Annotated in this window: 17 protein-coding genes; 4 read left to right on the top strand and 13 right to left on the bottom strand. The window is 70.0% G+C overall.

The features are described from left to right. Window positions 1–112 precede the first annotated feature (112 nt). Window positions 113–1,231, top strand: coding sequence for a polyamine ABC transporter substrate-binding protein (locus U742_RS0101375; protein WP_038360239.1), 1,119 nt, complete (start codon window positions 113–115; stop codon window positions 1,229–1,231). A gap of 113 nt (window positions 1,232–1,344) precedes the next feature. Continuing rightward, window positions 1,345–1,737, top strand: a complete 393-nt coding sequence (locus tag U742_RS0101370; protein ID WP_029349300.1) for a VOC family protein — start codon at window positions 1,345–1,347, stop codon at window positions 1,735–1,737. A gap of 13 nt (window positions 1,738–1,750) precedes the next feature. Here the strand turns inward: U742_RS0101370 and U742_RS0101365 are convergent, their stop codons facing one another. The 8 genes from U742_RS0101365 to U742_RS0101330 all read right to left on the bottom strand — a co-directional run bounded on the left by U742_RS0101365 (window position 1,751) and on the right by U742_RS0101330 (window position 8,506). Continuing rightward, entirely contained in the window at window positions 1,751–2,347 is a 597-nt protein-coding gene (locus U742_RS0101365) for a cation efflux transmembrane domain-containing protein (RefSeq protein ID WP_156034099.1), read from the bottom strand. A 31-nt stretch (window positions 2,348–2,378) separates the two neighbouring features. Next, the gene (locus U742_RS0101360) at window positions 2,379–3,311 is read right to left on the bottom strand and encodes a lipid A biosynthesis lauroyl acyltransferase (protein ID WP_029349296.1); all 933 of its coding nucleotides are present in this window, start codon (window positions 3,309–3,311) and stop codon (window positions 2,379–2,381) included. A 13-nt stretch (window positions 3,312–3,324) separates the two neighbouring features. Then, window positions 3,325–4,347, bottom strand: a complete 1,023-nt coding sequence (locus U742_RS0101355) for a zinc-binding dehydrogenase (protein ID WP_029349294.1) — start codon at window positions 4,345–4,347, stop codon at window positions 3,325–3,327. Window positions 4,348–4,380: 33 nt separating this feature from the next. After that, window positions 4,381–5,163 (bottom strand): SDR family oxidoreductase, encoded by a 783-nt coding sequence (locus tag U742_RS0101350; protein WP_038360236.1) that lies wholly within the window; start codon window positions 5,161–5,163, stop codon window positions 4,381–4,383. Further along, a complete protein-coding gene (locus U742_RS0101345; protein ID WP_029349290.1) occupies window positions 5,133–6,410 on the bottom strand; it encodes a beta-ketoacyl-ACP synthase in 1,278 nt (425 codons plus the stop codon). The genes U742_RS0101350 and U742_RS0101345 overlap by 31 nt, the downstream gene beginning before the upstream one ends. A gap of 81 nt (window positions 6,411–6,491) precedes the next feature. After that, complete coding sequence (locus U742_RS0101340) at window positions 6,492–7,676, bottom strand: beta-ketoacyl-ACP synthase (RefSeq protein WP_029349288.1); 1,185 nt, start codon at window positions 7,674–7,676, stop codon at window positions 6,492–6,494. Next, the gene (locus tag U742_RS0101335) at window positions 7,669–8,178 is read right to left on the bottom strand and encodes a 3-hydroxyacyl-ACP dehydratase FabZ family protein (RefSeq protein ID WP_051660764.1); all 510 of its coding nucleotides are present in this window, start codon (window positions 8,176–8,178) and stop codon (window positions 7,669–7,671) included. Before U742_RS0101335 ends, U742_RS0101340 begins: the two co-directional genes overlap by 8 nt. A 46-nt stretch (window positions 8,179–8,224) precedes the next feature. Next, window positions 8,225–8,506 (bottom strand): acyl carrier protein, encoded by a 282-nt coding sequence (locus tag U742_RS0101330; RefSeq protein ID WP_029349284.1) that lies wholly within the window; start codon window positions 8,504–8,506, stop codon window positions 8,225–8,227. A gap of 330 nt (window positions 8,507–8,836) precedes the next feature. Here U742_RS0101330 and U742_RS0101325 point away from each other — a divergent pair, with 330 nt between their 5' ends. Together U742_RS0101325 and pbpC are read left to right on the top strand one after the other, a co-directional pair. Then, window positions 8,837–14,170, top strand: a complete 5,334-nt coding sequence (locus tag U742_RS0101325; protein WP_029349282.1) for an alpha-2-macroglobulin family protein — start codon at window positions 8,837–8,839, stop codon at window positions 14,168–14,170. Next, window positions 14,167–16,260, top strand: coding sequence for a penicillin-binding protein 1C (gene pbpC / locus U742_RS0101320; protein ID WP_029349280.1), 2,094 nt, complete (start codon window positions 14,167–14,169; stop codon window positions 16,258–16,260). Before U742_RS0101325 ends, pbpC begins: the two co-directional genes overlap by 4 nt. Before the next feature lie 205 nt (window positions 16,261–16,465). On the opposite strand, the gene U742_RS0101315 is transcribed toward pbpC, so the two are convergent. From U742_RS0101315 to U742_RS0101295, 5 genes are all read right to left on the bottom strand, one after another. Then, window positions 16,466–16,672, bottom strand: a complete 207-nt coding sequence (locus U742_RS0101315) for a hypothetical protein (RefSeq protein ID WP_029349278.1) — start codon at window positions 16,670–16,672, stop codon at window positions 16,466–16,468. Window positions 16,673–16,973: 301 nt separating this feature from the next. Further along, the gene (locus U742_RS0101310) at window positions 16,974–17,957 is read right to left on the bottom strand and encodes a zinc-dependent alcohol dehydrogenase family protein (RefSeq protein WP_029349276.1); all 984 of its coding nucleotides are present in this window, start codon (window positions 17,955–17,957) and stop codon (window positions 16,974–16,976) included. 147 nt (window positions 17,958–18,104) lie between these two features. After that, window positions 18,105–18,563 (bottom strand): YbaK/EbsC family protein, encoded by a 459-nt coding sequence (locus U742_RS0101305; protein ID WP_029349274.1) that lies wholly within the window; start codon window positions 18,561–18,563, stop codon window positions 18,105–18,107. A 104-nt stretch (window positions 18,564–18,667) separates the two neighbouring features. After that, window positions 18,668–19,576: a DUF2950 domain-containing protein gene (locus U742_RS0101300; protein ID WP_029349272.1), complete on the bottom strand. Its 909-nt coding sequence runs from the start codon at window positions 19,574–19,576 to the stop codon at window positions 18,668–18,670. A 10-nt stretch (window positions 19,577–19,586) separates the two neighbouring features. Then, window positions 19,587–20,981 carry a DUF3300 domain-containing protein gene (locus tag U742_RS0101295; RefSeq protein WP_248310226.1) on the bottom strand — a complete coding sequence of 465 codons (1,395 nt, stop codon included), beginning with the start codon at window positions 20,979–20,981 and terminating at the stop codon, window positions 19,587–19,589. Between the last annotated feature and the right edge of the window lie 80 nt (window positions 20,982–21,061).

Here is a 21,061-nt window from a genome sequence, read left to right as displayed (position 1 = left end):
GCGCAAAATGTGATCACTATCGATGCTTGAGCCGTTCGTGCGAACGCAATAGCCTTGAAGGCACGGGCCTTGCACGCGAGATCCGTCAAACAACTTTCACAGGGAACCCATGATGGCTCGACTTCGGAATGTCGCCACAGGCCTTCTGGCGGGCATCGCCACCGCGCTCTCCCTCGGCGTCGCGCAGGCGCAGGAGAAGGTGGTGAATGTCTACAACTGGTCCGACTATATCGACGAGTCGGTCCTCGAAGAGTTCACCAAGGAAACCGGCATCAAGGTCCGCTACGACGTCTTCGACAGCAACGAGGTGCTGGAGACGAAGCTGCTCGGCGGCAAGACCGGCTACGACGTGGTGGTGCCGACCGGCTCCTTCCTGCAGCGGCAGATTCAGGCGGGCGTCTTCCTGAAGCTGGACAAGTCCAAGCTGCCGAACATCCAGTATCAGTGGCCGATGATCGCTGAGCGGCTCGCCGTCTATGATCCCGGCAACGAATACGCCGTGAACTACATGTGGGGCACCACCGGCATCGGCATCAATGTCGACAAGGTGAAGCAGCGCCTCGGCGAGATTCCGCTGAACACCTGGGACATCGTGTTCAAGCCCGAGCTGCTCAGCAAGCTCAAGGATTGCGGCGTCTACATGCTCGACGGGCCGGAGGAGATCATCCCCACCGCGCTGCGCTATCTCGGCAAGGACCCGAACTCCAAGGACCCGGCGGACATCGAGGCGGCCGGCGCGCTGCTGATGCCGATCCGTCCGTTCATCAAGAAGTTCGACAGTTCGGGCTACATCAACGCGCTCGCCCGCGGCGACATCTGTCTGGCCACCGGCTGGTCCGGCGACGTCTTCCAGGCCAAGACCCGCGCCGAGGAAGCCGCCGAGAAGACCAAGAAGAAGCCCGTCAACATCGAGTACCTGATCCCCAAGGAAGGCGCTCTGATGTGGTTCGACAACTTCGCCATCCCGAAGGATGCGAAGCATGTCGACGAGGCGCTCGCCTTCATCAACTTCATGATGAAGCCCGAGGTGGCGGCGAAGAACTCGAACTACATCTCCTACGCCAACGGCAATCTCGAGTCGCAGAAGTTCATCGACAAGGAGATCCTGGGGAACCCGGCGATCTACCCCGATGCCGAGACGCAGGCGAAGCTGTTCACCGTCACCACCTATCCGCAGGAGGTCCAGCGCGTGGTGACGAAGACCTGGAACAAGTTCAAGCGCGGCAAGTGAGCCCCGTAGAGTGAAGTCATGCGCACCGGCCGGCGCGGGGCCTTGTCCCCAGCCGGTCGTGCAGGGGTTGAAGGCCGGGCACCCGCCCGGCCTTTTTCATGCGGGGCGAGGCGATGTTCTCACATGTGCATCTGGGCGCGGGCGATCATAGCCGGGCGCTCGCCTTCTACCGGCCGCTGATGGAAGCGCTCGGCTGGGAGCTGAAATTCGACGAGCCCGAGGTGCCGTGGGCCGGCTGGAAGCAGCCCGGCGCCGACCGTCCGCTGTTCATCGTCGGGCGGCCCTATGACGGCGGCCCGCATCAACCCGGCAACGGCCAGATGGTCGCCTTCCAGGTCGGGCGGCGCGAGCTGGTCGACCGCTGCCATGCGCTGGCGCTGTCTCTCGGCGCCACGGACGAGGGAGCGCCGGGGCTGCGCCCGCACTACCACGCGAACTATTACGGCGCCTATTTCCGCGACCCCGACGGCAACAAGCTCTGCGTCTGCTGCCACGCGGCGGTTTAGGGGAGCCCCGCCCTCACGCCTCGGCGGCGCGGTGCTCGGCGCGGGCGGCCGCCCACACCTCGTGGGCAGCGTCGGCGTTCATCGCCGCGATGCCGAGCCCGACGATCAGGTCCGGCCAGGCCGAGAGCGTCGCAGCGGTGGCGAGGCCGGCGCCGATGATCGCGACATTGGCGAGCGCATCGTTGCGGGCGGACAGGAACGCTGCCCTTGTCAGGCTGCCGCCATGGGCGCGGAAGCGGGCGAGCAGCAGAGCGCAGGAGAGGTTCACCACCAGCGCGCCGAGCCCGGTGAGCGTCAGCGCGAAGGGCGCCGGCGGCTCCGGCATGGTGAACTTGTCCCACGCGGTCCACAGCGTGGCGAGGGCGGGGACCAGGATCACCGCCGCCAGCACCATGCCGAGCCGGGCCCGCTGCCGCGCCGGCCAGCCGAGCCCGACGAGGATCAGCGCGTTGATCGCCGTGTCCTCGAGGAAATCGACGCTGTCGGCGAACAGCGACACCGAGCCGATGGCGAGCGCGACGGCGAACTCGATGCCGAAATAGGAGAGGTTCAACAGCGCGACGAGAGCGACGGCCCGGCGCAGGCCATGGTCCTGGGATGATGTCTCCACCACGGCGCTTTCCCCACTCCCGTGCCGGCGTTCAGTCCTGCTCCTGCGCGGTGCGCGAGCGCGGCCAGCGCTTGTAGAACCAGATCCACTGCTCGGGATGCTCGCGCACCCAGCCCTCGACGATCGAGGTGATGGTCTGCATCGACGCGTCGACGTCGATCTTGCCGCGGGCGTCGCGCGGCAACTGGACCGGCGGCGTGCAGGTGATGCGGAAGCGCCCGCCGGGCAGGCGGATGACGCGCACGCCATGCACCGGGCATTCATAGAGCCGCGCGAGGCGGGCGATGGTCGGATTGGCGGTGCAGGGATGGCCGAAGAACTGCACCTGCGGCCCGCCGCGCCGGCCCTGATCGACCAGTATGCCGAGATGCTTGCCCTGGTCGAGCACGGTGGCGAGCTCGAACACCGCGACATGCGAGGCGGCGACGAGGTCGCCCATCACCGCGCCGCGGGCGTTCAGCAGCATTTCGGCGAAGAAGGCGTTGTCCGGCGGGCGGAACAGCACCGCGCTGTCCAGCCCCTGAGCCGCCGCCGCGATCGCCGGCAGCTCCCAATTGGCGAGATGGGCGGTGAACACCAGCGCCGGCTTGCCGTCGACCCGCATGGCGACGAAGTTGGTGACGCCGGTGGTCTCGATCCGGCTCTTGGCCGGCTCCCACATGTTGTACTGCCAGATGCGGTCGAGATGGACGAACTCGCCGGCCACCCGGCCGAGATTGTCCCACATGCCGTGGGCGATGGCGCGCCGCTCCTTCTCGTCCTTCTCCGGATAGGCGTAGCGGAGGTTTTCGAGGGCGCGGGAATGGATGGTGGTGAGCGGGCCGAAGGTGCGGGTCACCATGGCGCCGAGCGCCGGCGCCGCCTCCGGCCCCAGCGCCCGCAGCACGCGGGTGAGCACCCACACCACGGCCGAGAGCACGCCGTTGCGCAGCCTCAGCAGCAGGGGAAGGGCGGGTTCGCTCACCGTCTGTCCGTCGTCAGAAGCTGATGACCACCTTGCCGAACACCCGGCGCGTCTCCAGCCGTTCCAGCCCCTTGCCGAAATCCTCCAGCGGATATTCGGAATCGATCACCGGGAGCACGCCCCGCGCCATGCGCGTCAGGCCGTCGGCGATCGCCCGCATCGGCGCACCGAACGAGCCGATGATGCGGTACTGGCGCTGGAAGAGCTGCATCAGGTTCATGTTGACCGAGACGCCCGAGGTCGAGCCGCAGGTGACGAGGCGCCCGCCGGGCTTCATCGACAGCAGCGAGCCGTTCCAGGTCTCGACGCCGACATGCTCGAACACCACGTCGACGCCCTTCTTCTTGGTGATCTTGCGCACCTCATGCTCGAAGCGGTCGGTCTTGTAGTTGATCACGTGGTCGGCGCCGAGCGCCGTGGCCTTGGCGAGCTTCTCGTCGTCGCCGGCGGTGGTGATGACGGTGCAGCCGATCTCCTTTGCCATGCGGATCGCCGCCGAGCCGATGCCCGAGCCCGCCGCGTGCACCAGCACCGTCTCGCCCGGCTCCAGCCGCGCATTGTCGAACAGCATGTGCTCGACGGTGGAGAAGGTGACCGGCGCGCAGGCCGCATCCACCCACGAGATGCCGTCCGGGATCGGGATGCAGAGCCGCTCGGCGATGTTGAGCTGCTCGCGGGCGAAGCCGTCGACATGGAAGCCCATCACCCCGGCGACGTTCTCGCAGAGATTGTCGCGGCCCTTGCGGCAGTTGACGCACTGGCCGCAGGTCAACGCGCCATACATGGCGACCTTGGAGCCCGGCTTGAGGCGGGTGACACCCTCGCCGGTGGCGGTGACCTCGCCGACCGCCTCGGCGCCGACGACGAGCGGCATCTTGCGCTTGGCGAAGGCCATGCCGCGCCAGCCCCACACGTCGATGTGGTTCAGCGCCAGCGCCTTGACGGAAACCTGCACCTCGCCCGGGCCCGGCGCCTCGGGGGCCGGCAGGTCGACGAGGGTGAGTTCGCGGTCGGAGACGAGTTGAAGCGCGCGCATGGCGTGGGCACCGAAAGGCAGGAGGGGACGAGATCAGCGCTGGATGGCTAGTGCAGCGGTGAGGCCGCCGTCAACCGGAAGCGTCGCGCCGGTGACATAGGCGGCGCCCGGCGAGAGCAGGAAGCCGACCACCGCGGCGACATCCTTCGGGAGCGCGAAGCGCCCGGCCGGAATCTGCTTCTCGACATTGGCGCGGTAGGCGGCGTAGCGCTCCAGCATGGCGGTGTCGACGAAACCCGGCGCCACCACGTTCACCGTCACCCCGCGCCGCGCGCTCTCGATGGCGAGCGTGCGGGCATAGGCCGCGAGCGCCGCCTTGGAGCCGGAATAGATGCCGTTGCCGGCATTGGCGACGTCGCCGGCGATCGAGCCGATGGCGACGATGCGCCCGGCGCGGGCCCGCGTCATCGGCCGCACCAGCGCGCCGCAGAGCTTCACGAAGGACCAGTAATTGACCTGCATGAGCTCTTCCGCCTTCGCCTGGTCGACGATGGCGGCGAGCGTGTCGTAGCTCATGCCGGCATTGTGGATGAACCCGAAATAGGCCGGCTCCTCGGCGATCGCTGCCGCGAAGCTCTCGACCGCCGCCTTGTCGGCGAGGTCGAGCGGGCGCACGGCGAGGGAGGCGTCCGGCTTCTCGGCCCGGATGCCGGCGATCAGCGCCTCGGCTTCCGCGGCCGCCGTGCGCACGGTGAACACCACATCGAAGCCGGCGAGCGCCAGCGCGCGCACGATCGCCGCCCCGACGCCGCGCCCGCCGCCGGTGACCAGAACCTTGGGAGTGCTCACGCCGGCTCGCCCGTCAGGATCAGGCAGACGTTCTGGCCGCCGAAGCCGAACGAGTTCGACATCACCCGCGTCACCTTGGCATCGCGGGCGACGTTCGGCACCACGTCGAGCGGGATGGCCGGGTCCGGCACCTCGTAATTGATGGTCGGCGGGATGCGGCCGTTCTGGATGGTCAGCAGCGAGGCCACCGCCTCGATGGCGCCGGCGGCGGTCAGCGTGTGGCCGATCATCGACTTGTTGGAGGACAGCGGGATGCCGGCGATGCGCTCGCCGAACACCGCCGTCATGCCGGTGAACTCCATGCGGTCGTTCTCCGGCGTCGAGGTGCCGTGGGCGTTGATGTAGTCGATCGCCTCCGGCTCGACCCCGGCATCGGCCAGCGCCGCCCGCATGCAGCCGATCACCGGCTTGGCGTCCGGCGAGGAGCGGGTGCGGTGGAAGCTGTCGGCCATCTCGCCGACGCCCTCGACCACGCCGAGGATCTTCGCCCCGCGCGCGAGCGCATGCTCCATGCTCTCCAGCACCAGCGCGCCGGCGCCCTCGGCGATGATGAAGCCGTCGCGGTTCTTCGAGAACGGGCGGGAGGCCGCCTCCGGCTTCTCGTTGTGGGTCGACAGCGCGGAGAGCAGCGAGAAGCGGATCAGCGCCTCGGCGGTCACCGAGCCGTCGGTGGCGATGGAGAGCGCCGCGTCGCAGTCGCCGCGCCGGATCGCTTCGACCGCGAGCTGGATCGAGGTGTTGCCCGAGGCGCAGGCGGTGGACAGCGAGATCGGCTGGCCGCGCGTGCCGAAATGGTCGGCGAGGTGGTCGGCGATCGAGCCGTAGAGGAAGCGCTCGTGCCAGTTGCTGTGCTCGCGGGTCTCGGCGGCGCGCAGCAGGTCGTCATAGGTGATCGGGCCGTTCGCCGCCGATTCGCGGGCGAGCACGCGGCGCTGCGGCCATTCCATCTCGATCGGCGGCACCGCGCAGAACAGCGGGCCGGGGAAGTCGCCGATGCGGCCGATGCCGGATTCGGCGATCGCCTCCTCGGCGGCGAGCGAGGCCAGCTTCTCCGACAGGTCGGGGGCGGTCTCGGCGCCGCTGAGATAGTCGACCGTGCCGGCGATGGTGGTCTTCAGCGTGTCGATCGGGAAGCGGGTGATGCGGTGGATGCCGGAGGTGCCGGCCGTCAGCTTGGCCCAGTTGTCCTCTTTGCCCTGACCGAGCGAGGTGACCATGCCCATGCCGGTGACCACCACGATGGGCCGGCCGGCCTTGTCGGTATAGGACGCCATGATCTGCTCCATGGAGCGCGGCCCGGTCGGCCGGGCGACGCTCGATCGCTGACACCGGAGCCCGCGCTCCGGCTCTGCGGTTCAGCCGGCGCGCTCGACGAGCGCCGCGCCTTCTCCGCGCCAATGCCCCACGCACGTCACGATGGCACGGGTGAGCGTGCCTTCGAAAGGCTTTTCAAGGCTCTCGCCCGGCAGCGGCGCGAACAGCCGCCCCTGCGAGACGGCGAGCGCGGCGAGCGCCAGCGCCACCGGGAACTGCGCCTCCACGCTGTGGCCGACGCGATCGGTCACCGAGCGCACCGGAAGCCCGGTACGCTCCAGCGCAGCGACCTCGGCCTTGGTCGGCTCGGGAGCGCCGGTGGCGCCCGACAGCACCGCCGTGCCTTCGGTGACGCCGCCCGCCGCCTTGGCGAGGAGATCGTCCAGCACGCCCTCGACCGCGCCGGGCTCGCTGCGCCGCGCGCGCTCCGACCACACGCCGGAGAGCTTGGCGATCGGCCTCGCGCCGCGCGCTTTGGCGTGCTCGGGCGATTCGAGCACCAGGAAGGCGCCGGCCGAGCCGGTCGGGACCCCGGAGGGTTGCGCCAGCACCGGCGCCCACGGCGCCATCTTGGCGAGCTTGCGCAGCGCGAACAGCAGCAGCATGTCGCGCCGCTCGGAATTGTAGGCGCCGCCGACGAGGGCGATCTCGCTGGTGCCGGCCGCGACGCGCGAATAGCCGATGCGCACCGCGTCGGTGCCCGAACCCTCTTCGCCCATGAAGGTGCGCGAGGAGCCGGTCACGCCGTGCACGATCGAGATGTTGCCGGCGAGCAGGTTCGAGAGCTGGGCGAGGAACAGCGTCGGGCGCAGGTCCGCCTGCAGCCGCTCATTGAGGTAGACCTCTGGCTTTTCCTGCTTCTCGATCTCGGTGAGGATCGAGCCGTCGACCGACTGGTCGCGCTCGCCGCCGCCGGCGGCCACCACCATGTCGGTGTGGCCGAGAATGTCCTTGTCGCCCTTGATGCCGGCCGAATCCAGCGCCAGCCCGGCCGCATAGGTGCCGATGCGCTGCCACGGCTCCATCTGCCGCTGGTCGCCCCGCTTGGGGATCTGCAGGTCGAAATTGATCTTGGCGAGCGGGTGCACGACGTAAGGCGTGAACGTCGTCTCGTCGACCACCGGCTTGGCGCCTTCCGCGAGCACCGACCAATGCGCCTCAAGGCCTTCACCCAGCGACGAGACGAGCCCGATGCCGGTGATCCAGACGTCACGACGATCAGACATGCGCCAGCTTTCCAAGCGGCGCCGCGGCGCCGTCCGTATCCGGGCACGCCATCGGCATGCCGATGCGCTCGGCGGTGGAGAGCAGGTAGCCGCGCAGCTCGGGGGCGGGGAAGGGCATGGTCTTCAGTGTCACCTCGGCATTGCAGACGAGCTTGCCCTCGACCCTGCCCTCGGCCTTGAGCCGCGCATAGCCCGAGCCGTCATGCACCAGCTCGGCATGGACCTCGATGGTCTGGCCGGGGGTGACGAAGGTGCGCAGCTTGCCCTTGTCGACCGAGGCGAGGAACGCCATGCGGTCGAAATTGTGCAGCCGCAGCAGCAGCATGCCGCAGCTCTGCGCCATGATCTCGAACAACAGGACGCCGGGCAGCAGCGGATGGCCGGGGAAGTGGCCCTCGAAGATCGGGCTCTGCTCGGGCACGACATTCGCAGATTTCAGGGTCCGCGCCTCGAGGTCGAGGGCGAGCACCTTGTCGATCATCTGGAAATATTCGAGCCGCATCTGCCTTCTGCCTGAACTGCGCCGGTGCCGTCGGTCCGCGAGCGCCTCACGCGCTCTTGGCGGCGATCAGCTCGTCGATGCGGGCGCAGAGATTCTTGAGCACGAAATACTGCTCGGTCGTCGCCTTGCCCTCGTTCACTTCCTGCGTCCACTGCTCCAGCGGCAGCTTGATGCCGAAAGCCTTGTCGATGGCGAAGGCGATGTCGAGGAAGTCGAGGCTGTCGATACCGAGGTCGTCGATGGCATGGCTGTCCGGCGTGATGTTCTCACGCGGGATGTCGCACGTTTCGGCAATGATGTTGGCGACGGTGTCGAACGTGGAAGACATGGAATGCCTCTGGTCTCGGTGGGCCGCGGCCCGATTGCGGTCGTTTCCGGCCACGGTGGCTAAGGGCGCGGCCGACAGCCGCTCGCGCAGCGCCGGCGCCCCTTGAATGGATGTCGGCCCGTATACCTAAGCAAGCACGGCTATTCAATGGCACGGACACGCCAATCCCCGCGGGTGTGTCTTCTCGGTCGCCGCCGCGGGGCGCCAGCCTATCTTACCGGCTTTTTTCGGGGGCTGTCGTTTCCGACACGCCTGCGCCACACTCCGGCACTCAACTTCCCGTTCCGTCATGCATGCGGGCATGACGGGCGGATTTGGCGGGGGCCACTCATGTTCGTTCTGTCGGTTCGGGCGGTCGCCACGGCGGCCTTTTCGCTTGCGATGATCGCTGCGGTCGCGGCGCAGACGCCGCCAAAGCCGACGCCCAAGCCTGCGGCGACGCCTGCGGCCACCCCGGCCGCCACCACCTCCCAGCCGCCGGCCGCCGCGCCCGTCGCGGCTCCCGCCTTGCCCAAGACCTATTCGCGGCAGGACCTCGTGGAGGCCGCGCGCAAGTTCGAGGCGCAGCTCCGTCGCTCCATGAAGCCGCTGGCCAAGCCCGCCCCGCAGCTCCGCCGCGACGCGGAAGGGGCGGTGGCGCGGGGCGACAACCGCACCGCCGCCGATCTCTATGCCCAGCTCGCCATCAATGCCGGCTCCGATTCGGGGCTGTGGCTGCGCCTCGCCCGCGCCCTCTCGCAGGTGAAGCCGAACGAGAACGAGGACAGCTACACGCTGCTCGACCGCGCCTCGGCGGCCGCCTTCATCGCCTATCGCCGCGCCACCACGCGCAATGACGAGGCCGACGCGCTGTTCTTCCTCGGCCACCTCTATGCCGCGCGCTCGGTCTACCGCGCCGCGCTGGATACCATGGTGGTCGCGCTCGCCTATCGCGACGTGCCCGCCGAGCGCGCCTTCTACGACAAGCTGCGCGAGGAGCGCGGCTTCCGGGTGCTCGACTATTCGGTCGATTCGGATGCCGCGACGCCGCGCCTGTGCGTGCAGTTCTCCGAGAACCTCGCTCCCGGCATCGACTTCTCCTCCTTCGTCACGCTGTCCGGGCCGGACGGCCCCATCGCCAAGCCGGCGGTGAGCGCCGAGGAGAGCCAGCTCTGCGCCGAGGGCCTGCGCCATGGCGAGCGCTACGACATGGCGTTGCGCGCCGGCATCCCCTCGGTGATCCCCGCCGAGAAGCTCATGAAGGCCGCCGATTTCTCGGTCTATGTGCGCGACCGCAAGCCCGGCGTGCGCTTCACCGGCCGCAACTACGTGCTGCCGCGCACCGGCCCGCGCGGCATCCCGCTGATCTCGGTGAACACCAGCCGGGTGAAGGTCGAGGTGCTGCGCATCGGCGACCGCAGCCTGCTCACCACCGCGCTCGACGGCGATTTCCGCGCCAATCTCGGCTATTACGACCGCCAGCAGCTCAAGGCAGGGCGCGCCGAGCTGGTGTTCTCCGGCGAGCTGGAGACCGCCGCCACGCTGAATGCCGACGTCACCACCTCCTTCCCGGTGGACGAGGCGGTCGGCACGCTGCAGCCGGGCGTCTATGTGCTGACCGCCACCCCGGCGAGCGACGTCGCCGATCCGGACGGCGACTATTCCACCCAGTCGACGCAGTGGTTCGTGGTCTCCGACCTCGGCCTCACCGCGCTCGGTGGCAATGACGGGCTCACCGTCATGGTGCGCACGCTCGGCAATGCGGCGCCGGCCGGCGAGGTCGAGCTGCGCCTGCTCGCCGCCTCCAACGAGGTGCTCGCCACCGCCACCACCGACGCCAAGGGCGAGGCCCGCTTCGACGCCGGCCTGATGCGCGGCAAGGACGGTTTCGCGCCGTCCGTGCTGGTCGCTCGCGCCAAGGACGGCGACTACGCCTTCCTCTCGCTGAAGGATCAGGCCTTCGACCTCACCGATCGCGGCGTCGGCGGACGGGCCGCGCCGGGCGCGCTCGACGCTTTCGTTACCCCCGAGCGCGGCGTCTACCGCACCGGCGAGACCGTCCACGTCACCGCGCTGCTGCGCAACCCGCAGGCGCTCGCCGCGCCCGGCGTGCCGCTCACCCTCATCCTCAAGCGCCCGGACGGCGTCGAGGACCGCCGCGTCTTCGTCGCCGATGGCGGGCAGGGCGGCCGGGCGGTCGACCTGCCGGTGGCGGCCGGCGCGATGACCGGCACCTGGCGCATCGAGGCCTATTCCGATCCCAAGGCCTCGCCGATCGGCGACGCCACCTTCCTGGTCGAGGACTATGTGCCCGAGCGCCTGTCGCTCGAGCTCGCCACCAAGGCGACCAGCATCGCCCCGGCGGCGCCGGTCGAGATCGCGGTGGACGGGCGCTGGCTGTTCGGCCCGCCGGCCGCCGGCCTCGCCATCGAGGCCGAGGTGGAGATCGGGCTTGCCGGCGGCCGCCCCGGCCTCAACGGCTGGCAGTTCGGGCGCCCGGACGACGGCTTCACCACGGTGCGCGTGCCGCTCGCCGACACGCCCAATGCCGGCCCTGACGGCAAGGCGACGCTCAAGGTGCTGCTGCCGACCTTGCCGCCGACCGAGCGCCCGCTCGAAGCCAAGGTGATCGTGCGCCTCGTCGAGGGCGGCGGGCGCGCCGTCGAGCGCTCGCTGACGCTGCCCGTCGCCGCCACCGGCCCCGGCATCGGCGTGAAGCCGCAGTTCAAGGCGAGCGACCTCGCGCAGGGGTCCGACGCCGCCTTCGAGGTGATCGCGCTCGACGCTTCCGGCAAGCGCGTCGCCCGCGCGGGCGTGAAATGGGAGCTGTTCCGCATCGAGAGCCGCTACCAGTGGTACCGCACCGACGGCTCCTGGGACTATGAGGCGATCAAGTCGACCCGCAAGATCGCCGACGGCACGATCGATGTCGCCGCCGACGCGCCGGCCCGCGTCAGTGCGCCGGTGGAATGGGGCGAATACCGCCTCGACGTCTCGCAGGGCGCCAACTCGACCAGCGTGCCCTTCTCGGCCGGCTGGGGGGGCGATGCCACCGCGCAGACGCCGGATCGGCTGGAGGTCGCGCTCGACAAGGCCGAATACGCGCCGGGCGAGACGCTGACCGTGAACATCAACAGCCGCTATGCCGGCGCCGCCACGGTGATGATCGTCGGCGACGGCGTGCTCGCCTCGAAGAGCGCCGAGGTCGGCGCCGGCGACTCCAAGGTCACCTTCGAGGTCGACGGCAAATGGGGGCCGGGCGCCTATGCGCTCGCCTTCCTGCACCGGCCGCTCGATGTCGCCGCCGGCCGCAACCCCGGCCGCGCCATCGGCCTCGCCTGGTTCGGCGTCGACCACGCCGCGCGCACGCTCGCCGTGTCGCTCGATCCGCCGGCGAAGATAAGGCCCGAGAACACCCTCTCCGTGCCGGTGACGCTGGCCGGGCTGAAGCCGGGCGAGGAGGCCTATCTCACCCTCGCCCTCGTCGATGTCGGCATCCTCAACCTCACCGGCTTCGAGGCGCCGGACCCCGCCGCCTATTATCTCGGCCAGCGCACGCTCTCGACCGAGGTGCGCGATCTCTACGGCCAGCTCATCGACGGCATGCAGGGCACGCGCGGGCGCCTGCGCTCGGGCGGCGATGCCATGGATGGCGGCCTGCAGGGTGAGCCGCCGACGCAGCCGCCACTCGCGCTGTTCTCCGGCCTCGTGAAGGTCGGCGCCGACGGCAAGGCCACGGTCGATTTCGCCGTGCCGCCCTTCGACGGCACGGGGCGTCTCATGGCCGTCGCCTGGACCGCCGACAGGCTCGGCCATGCCGAGAAGGACGTGGCGATCCACGATCCCGTCGTGATCGCCGCGACCCTGCCGCGCTTCCTCGCGGCCGGCGACAGCTCCACCCTCAATCTCGATCTGCACAATGTGGAGGGCGAGGCGGGCGACTACGCGCTCGACATCGTCACCGAAGGCCCGCTCAGCGTCGCCAGCGCGCCGAAATCGGTCACCCTGGCGAGCGCCGGCAAGCAGAGCCTGAATGTCGGCCTCAAGGGCACCGGCATCGGCGATGGCCGCGTCTCGGTCCGACTGAGCGGGCCGGGCGGGCTCGCCATTGCCCGCGACTACAACATGCGCGTGCGCCCGGCCTATCCCGAGATCGCGCGCCGCACGGTGACGACGCTGAAGCCTGGCGAGAGCCTGCGTGTGTCCGACGACCTGCTCGCCGACCTCGTGCCCGGCGGCGGGCGCGTCGCCGTCTCGGTCGGTCCCGACCCGGCGCTCGACGCGCCGAACCTGTTCCAGGCGCTGGACCGCTATCCCTATCGCTGCTCCGAGCAGACCACGAGCCGCGCCATGCCGCTGCTCTATGTCAGCGATTTCGGCGACTGGGAGCGCTTCAAGCTGAAGAACAACCCTGCCGACGAGATCAAGGCGGCGATCGCCCGCCTCGTCTCGCGGCAGGGTTCGGACGGCTCCTTCGGCCTGTGGAGCGCCGGCGGCAACGACCTGTGGCTCGACGCCTACGTCACCGACTTCCTCACCCGCGCCCGCGAGCGCGGCTTCGAGGTGCCGGAGCTGACCTACACCATGGCGCTCGACCGGCTGCGCAACGCGGTCGGCATCTCCGCGGAGAGCGACGGACCGACCGAGGACGGCATGGCCTATGCCGCCTATGTGCTGGCCCGCAACGGCAAGGCGCCGCTCGGCGACCTGCGCTATGTCGCCGACACCAAGCTGGAAGAGGTGAAGAGCCCCTTCGCGCGCGGCAACATCGCGGCGGCGCTCGCCATGCTCGGCGACAAGGGCCGCGCCGAGCGCATGTTCAACGCGGCGCTGGAGCAGATCCCGACCAGCGCCGAGCAGGAGCTGTTCGGCCGCGCCGATTTCGGCTCGGTGCTGCGCGACGCGGCGGGCATCGCGACGCTCGCGGCCGAGACCGGCTTCGAGGCGACCGCCCGCACCGCCCGAGCGCGCCTCGCCAGCGCCGCCAAGGCGGTGGGCAGCACCTCGACGCAGGAGGAATCCTGGCTGCTGCTCGCCGCCCGCGCCGCCCGCACGGGGCAGGGCGTGGTGCTCGACATCGACGGCGCCGCCCATACCGGTCTCTATGAGCGCGGATTCGACCGCGCCGCGCTGAGCGGCCATCCGGTCGTGCTGACCAACCGCGGCACGGCGGCGGTCGACGCGGTGGTCTCGATCGAGGGGGCGCCGGTCGCGCCCGAGCCGGCCGGGGCCCGGGGCCTGACCCTGACGCGCAGCTACTTCACCCTCGACGGCCAGTCTGCCGACCCGTCGAAAGTGAAGCAAAACCAGCGCCTTGTCGTCGTTCTTGAAGTCGAGGAGGAAGAAGCGGCGGCGACCCACCTGCTGCTGGTCGACCACCTGCCGGCCGGCTTCGAGATCGACAATCCGAACCTCGTCGAGGGCGGCGAGACCTCCAACCTCACCTGGCTGGAGGAGACCACCGAGGCCGACCACACCGAGTTCCGCGACGACCACTTCCTCGCCGCCTTCGACCTCACCGAGGATGCCGAGGAGCCGGGGGTGCTGCGCGTCGCCTATGTGGTGCGCGCGGTCTCGCCGGGGCAGTACGCCCACCCGCCGGCGACGGTGGAGGACATGTACCGGCCGGACCGCTTCGCGCGAACGGCCGCCGGCCGCATGGAGGTGACGGGAGCCGGCCGATGAGCGGGGAAGGGCCATCGCCGCGTCCGCGCTGGCAGCGGCTCGCCGCCGCCGGCGTGCTCGGCGTCGCGGTCCTGGCGGGCGGAACGAGCGCCTGGCTCGCCGGAGTGCGCCACGCCGCGCCGCCGCCCCCGACGCTGGCTTATTCCGCCGAAATCCTCGACCGCGAGGGCCGGCTGCTGCGCCCGTTCCCGCTCGCCGACGGCCGCTGGCGGCTGACGCCCGATCTGGCGAAGGTCGACCGGCGCTATATTGCAATGCTGATCTGCTACGAGGACAAAAGATTTTACCAGCATGGTGGAATCGACCCGCTCTCGCTGGTCCGCGCGGCGCTGCAGTTCGTCTGGCACGGGCGGATCGTCTCCGGCGGCTCGACGCTGACCATGCAGGTGGCGCGGCTCCTGGAGCCGCCGGGACCGCGCACCTTGGGTGCGAAGCTGCGCGAGATGCGCCGCGCCATCGAGCTGGAAGCGCGCCTCTCCAAGGACGAAATCCTCAAGCTTTACATGGCCCTGGCGCCCTATGGCGGCAATCTGGAAGGGGTGCGCGCGGCGAGCCTCGCCTGGTTCGGCAAGGAGCCGCGGCGCCTGACGCTGAACGAGGCGGCGCTGCTGGTCGCGCTGCCGCAGGCGCCCGAAAGCCGCCGTCCGGACCGCTATCCCGCGCAGGCCGAGGCCGGGCGCGAGCGCGTGCTCGCCCGCCTCGCCGATGCCGGGCTGTTCGGCGCGCCGGAGGCCGAGCTCGCCCGCGCCGGCACCATCCCGGTCCGCCGGCTCGACATGCCGATGATCGCGCCGCACGCGACCGAGACCGCCCGCCGCGACCGCCCGGCGGCGGGCGTGCAGACGCTCGCCATCGACCGGGCAATTCAGCAACGATTGGAAGAGCTTGCGGCCGAGCGGGTACGCACGCTGGGCGCAGGCGTCTCGCTCGCCATGGTGGTGCTGGACAACGCCACCGGCGAGGTGCTCGCCCGCGTCTCCGGCGCTGACCCGGCCGACCGCGCGCGGGCCGGATCGGTCGATCTCACCCGCGCCATCCGCTCCCCCGGCTCGACCCTGAAACCCTTTATCTACGGCCTCGCCTTCGAAGATGGCATCGCCCATCCCGAGACGCTGATCGAGGATCGGCCGACCCGTTTCGGGGCCTATGCGCCGGAGAATTTCGACCTCGGCTTCCAGGGCACGGTGCCGGTGAAGCGCGCCTTGCAGCTCTCCCTCAACGTGCCGGCGGTGATGCTGCTGCAAGCCGTAGGCCCCCAGCGCCTCGCCACTAGGCTGAACGGCGCGGGCACGCGGCTCGTGCTGCCGCCGGGCGAGGTGCCCGGCCTTGCGGTCGGCCTCGGAGGTGTCGGGGTGCGGCTGGAGGACCTCGCTTCGCTCTACGCCGCCATCGCCAGCGGCGGTCTCGCCCGCCCGCCGGTCGAGCGGCTCGATGCCCTCGCCACCGGCCGCGACGTCTCCACCCTGCCGAAAGGCGGGCGGCTGATGAGCGAGGTAGCCGCGTGGTATCTCGCCGACACGCTCGCTGGCACACCACCGCCGCAGAACGCGCGTGGTGGACAGATCGCCTTCAAGACGGGGACGTCCTTCGGCTATCGGGATGCGTGGTCGGTGGGCTTCGACGGCCGTCGTACCATCGCGATCTGGGTGGGGCGCCCGGACGGGCAGCCGGTGCCGGGCATGATCGGGCGCGTCGCCGCCGCGCCGCTGCTGTTCGACGCCTTCTCGCGCGTGGTCAGCCAGCCGGCGCCGCTGCGCCCGGCGCCACGCGAGGCCGTGAGGGCGCGCAACACGGAGCTGCCGCCGCCCCTGCGCAGGTTCGGACGGTCACAGAATGAAATGGCGGGAAGAGAGGGGCCGCGCATCGCCTTCCCGCCCGATGGGGCGAGCCTGGAGCGCGACGACAGCGAAATGCCAATGAAGGTCAGCGGCGGAAACGGTGCGCTGACGATACTGGTCAACGGGGTGCCCGTGGGCGAGCCGTCACGCGGGCATACGCTGTTCTGGCAGCCGCCGGGCGCCGGATTCGTCCGCCTTACGGTGATGGACTCCACCGGTGCCAGCGACAGCGTGGTCGTCCGCCTGCGCTAGGCATTTTCCGCGAAAGTTGAGAGACTTTCGCGATCAGAAAATGCTTTAGCCGTTTGAACCGAGAGCACTTTCTTATCGATCAGGCGATTTCACCTGATCGGAAGGGGCTCTAGGACAGGGGACGGGAAGATCTGGAAGACGGGGCATCGAGCACCCATCTTTCGCCTACGGCGCTCCGGTGGAGCGCCGTCGGACGGTGTTGGGCTCAGCGGCCGGAAACGGCGACGCGAGCGATGTCGGCGCGGGTCAGGCCACGGCGGGCCAGAGCGGCGTCGGACAGGCGCGACAGGGTCTCATAGCGCTCAGCGATGCGGCGGCCTTCGCCGACAGCCTCGAAGAACGCGCCGATACCGGACACGACGCGCGACAGCAGGTCGGGCGAAGCGTGGCGGGTCAGGGAAGCGGTGCTCATCGAAGTCTCCTCGTATTCGGTATGCCAGCAATATAGACCGTTTTGTGCGTCGCAAAACGGGGGATGCTGCATGACAGCATTGCAGATGACGCATGGTGAGGAGGGAATCTGACGTCTCCGAGCCGCGGCGGGTGACGCTTTCACACGGAAAGAGGTATAAAATAACCTCTTAACAATCGTTAATCATCGAAAGAGGTATCAAATAACCACATCAAGCCATGAGCCAGACGCGCAGCGCTGACCCCTCATGCATAAATGGAAGCTTGAAGCTCTACCCTAGGGGCAAGTGGGCCCCTTCAGGCTAGGGCACGAGCACCGCCGCGCCCTGGAATCGGCCCGCGCGGAGGTCGTCGAGCGCCCGGTTGGCTTCCTCCAGCGGATAGGTCGTGGTCGTCGTCCGCACGCCCGCCTCTACGGCGATGCCGAGAAACTCGCTGGCATCCTGCCGGGTCAGGTTGGCAACCGAGACGAGCTGGCGCTCCTCCCACAGCAGATCGTAGGAGAATTCCGGGATCGGGCTCATATGGATGCCCCCGCAGACCACGCGCCCGCCCTTGGCGACGGCGGCGAGAGCCTTCGGCACCAGCGCCCCGACGGGCGCGAAGATGATCGCCGCGTCGAGCGGCTCGGGCGGCATCTCTTCCGAGCCGCCCGCCCAAGCCGCGCCGAGCGCGAGCGCCATCTCCTGCGCCGGCCGGTCGCCGCCGCGGGTGAAGGCGTAGACCTCGCGCCCCTGCCAGCGGCACACCTGCGCAAGGATATGCGCCGCCGCGCCGAAGCCGTAGAGGCCGATGCGCCGCCCCTCGCCGGCGATCTTCAGCGAGCGCCAGCCGATCAGGCCGGCGCACATCAGCGGCGCCGTGGCGACCGGATCGTCATGGCCGGGTAGGGGGAAGGCGAAGGCGGCGTCGGCGACGACATGGCTCGCGAAGCCTCCGTCGCGCGTGTAACCGGTAAACAGCGGCGCGTCGCACAGGTTCTCGCGCATCGAGCGGCAATAGGGGCATTGCCCGCAGGTGTGCCCGAGCCAGGGGATGCCGACCCGCGTGCCGCGCACGGGCGTCATCACGCCGGGTCCCGTCGCCTCGACGATGCCGACGATCTCGTGGCCGGGCACGATGGGCAGCTTCGGGTTCGGCAGGTCGCCGTCGACCACGTGCAGATCGGTGCGGCACACCGCGCAGGCCTCGACCCGCACGCGGATCTGCCCCGGCCCCGGCTGAGGCTCCGGCCGCTCCTCCAGCCGGAGCGGCTCGCGGACGGCATGCAGCACCATCGCTCTCATCGTCGGCTCCATGACCCGGACATCGTCCCATTTCAGCTTATGCCGGCCGGCGACCCGGGAGGCGGCGGAGAAATGTCGCGGAGGGCGAGGCGGCGCGCCTTGAGCGCGGTCAAGAAAGCGGGGCGGGCGCGACGGGGCGCCGGCCGCTCACTGGCAGACGTCGACCCATTCCGCCCGGACCAGGCTCGCCATGCGGTCGGGATTGATGCGCAGCGCGGCGTTGACGGCGCCGGCGGCGGGGACCACCTCGTCGAACGCCTTGAGCGACACGTCGCAATAGACCGGCAGCGGCGTCGCGAGGCCGAACGGGCAGACGCCGCCGACCGGATGGCCGGTGACCGCTGCCACCTCCTCGAGGCCGAGCATGCTCGCCTTGCCGCCGAAGGCCGCCTTGGCCTTGCGGTTGTCGAGCCGCGCGTCGCCGCCGGTGACCAGCAGGAAGCGCCGCTCGCCGACCCGCAGAGACAGGGTCTTGGCGATCTGCGCCGTCGCGACGCCATGGCCCTCGGCGGCCTCGGTCACGGTGGCGGTGCGGGTCTGAAGCTCGACGATCTCGATGTCGGGGGCATGTTCGGCGAGGAAGGCGCGGACTGATTCGACGCTCATGGCATGAAGGTGCTGGTGGCGAGGGAGGGCATTCGTCCGCCTGGACGCGCGTCTTGGCAAGCCCGCAGGGGGGCGAGAGCCGCTTGCGTTTCACGCCGCGCGGATCACTGGTCGACGGGCTTCCAGTCCGGCCCCGGATCGAAGGCGGTGATCTCGGGGGCGAGGGTGCTCGTCTTCGGACCCAGATTGATCTCGTAGACCCGCCCACGCTGATCGCACAGGAAGGTCATGACGCCCGTCTCCCCCCAGCGCTCGGGGGAGGCGATCATCGCGAAACCGCCGAGCAGCCGGCCCTTGATCATGTAGTCATAGGCGCCGCCGGGCGCATTGGGACCCTGCCGGGTGAGGATGCGGTAGAAGTAGCCCTCGTAAGGCTGCGGCTTGCCGGTGGCGTCGCGCTGCGCCGCCGCCGCCGCGATGCGCTCGCCCAGCGGGCTGCGGTCGCCGGGCCCCGCCGGCGGCCAGTAGAGCCCGTCATGGCGGTCCGGCGTGCTGATGAAGCGGCGCGCATATTGCTGGACCGGCTCGTCGTCGTGCAGCGAGGCGAAGTATTCCTTCTGCGCGGCGACATAGTCGGCGCAGGCGCCGATCGCCGTCATCTCGTTGCGCCCGATGGCCCGGTCAGTGATCTCCTGACGGCCGGCGACCAGATCGAAGGTCCAGGAGCCGCCGGCCTGCTTCAGCGGAATCGGGAAGCGCCAGCCGACCTTGCCGAAGACCAGCACCTTCCCGCCATTGTCGCCGTCGGCAACGTCGATCCGGCCTGCGGCGAGGTTGAGGAACACCTCCCGGCGGAAGCTGTCGACGTCATCGTCGCCGGAGGCGAGCAGTTCGCGCCCGCCGGGTCCGAAGATCTTTTCGAGCGCCCCCTGCCCGGGGGCGCGGGCGGCCTCGACGAGCGCCGCAGCCGCGGCCTCCGGCGAGGGGAATGTTTCCTGCGCCGCGGCGGGCGTCAGCAGGAGGAGGGCGCCGGCCAGCGGGGCCGCCAAACGCAAGAGGCATGATGTCAACATGGCATTCTCCTCAGCGCCCACGGCCGCCACGGCCACCGCCACGTCCGCCGCCACCCCGCTGGATCGGCGGGCGGGACATCGACTGGCGGCTCGCCGCGCCGCGCTGGCCATAGTTACGGGCGTTCCCGCCGGCCCGGACGTCGCTGAAGGCGTTGGGACGCGGCTGCGCCTTCGGCGTCGGTCGGCTCGCGGTGCTCGATTTGGGTCTGGGCGCCGGCTTGGCTGCGCTGGGCCGTGACGGCTGCTGCCGGCCTGCCGCCGGGCGCTGTCCGGCGTCGGGACGGGCGCCATCGGCTCGGCCGCCACCCGGGCGGGCACCATCGGGCCGGCCGCCGTCGGGGCGGATACCGTCGGCACGACCGCCATCCGGACGACCGCCGTCGGCACGTCCGCCATCGGGGCGGATACCATCGGCACGACCGCCGTCCAGGCGACCGCCATCGGCACGGCCGCCGTCAGGACGGATACCGTCAGGGCGGCCCGCCGCAGCGCCGCTGGGCCGTCCGCCGGGCTTGGCCAGTCCGGGCTTGCTGCCCTGGCCGGGGCGATAGCGGTCGGCATCCGGGCGCCAGGGCCGGGTATTGCCGTTGCCGATATTGATATCGTTGCCGATGTTGATGTCGCCGCCGGGGCGATAGCCGGGATAGCCCGGCCAGCGCGGAGGATAGACCCAGCCGCGTCCCCAATCCCAGACGTTGTCAATCACGCTGCCGACGGCGACGCCGACACCGAATCCGATCAGCCCGGCGCCGACCGCGGACACGCCGGTGTCGTAGACCACCGCCGGGTCGTAGGACGGTACATAGATCACGCCCGGATCGGCCGACTCGATCACGATGTAGTTCGTCTCGCCCTGCGTCTCGGTAGTCACGACCTGCTGGGGCGTGGAGGTGAGGGCGCCGCTCTTCTGCGCGCTCTGCCGGAGGAGCTGGATGGCGTCGGCGACGTCCTTCGGCTGGTTGACGAAGGCGTCGCCGATGTCGCTGGTCGCGTCGAGATCGGCGTTGAGCTTTGTGATCACGTCGGGGAACCGGGCCAGCGCCTTGACGGAAGCATCCCAGGGCTGAGCGTCGAGCGCGGAGAAATCGCCCTTCGCCACCGCGGCCTTGTTCTTGTCCAGCCACCGCGAGACCTGCACGATCTCGATCGGATAGGCGCAGGCCGGCAGCATCTGGGCGAGAAGCTCGTCCGGGTACAGGGCATAAGGAGCGAGCAGCCGCTGCAGCTCCTCGCGGGTGAAGGTGGTGTCCGCGGCGGCCGGATCAGTGGCGGCGGCGGTGGTCGCGGCTGGCGTCTGCGCCCGCGCCACGTCGGCCAAGGATCCGGCGAGTGTCGCCACCCCGAGCACGGCGAACCCCGTGCGCCACAGCAGGCCGAAGGCCCGGCTACAGGTCCGCAAACGCATGGCGAGTTCCTCCCGGAACGCGTATTTTATCGTTGCGCATTAACGCACGGCGCCCTCTGTACATGGGGCGCTGGCAGATT

The organism is Allobosea sp. 117, from assembly GCF_000702305.1.
Lineage (GTDB): Bacteria > Pseudomonadota > Alphaproteobacteria > Rhizobiales > Xanthobacteraceae > Ancylobacter.
This window is presented reverse-complemented; position numbering and strand designations above follow the sequence as displayed.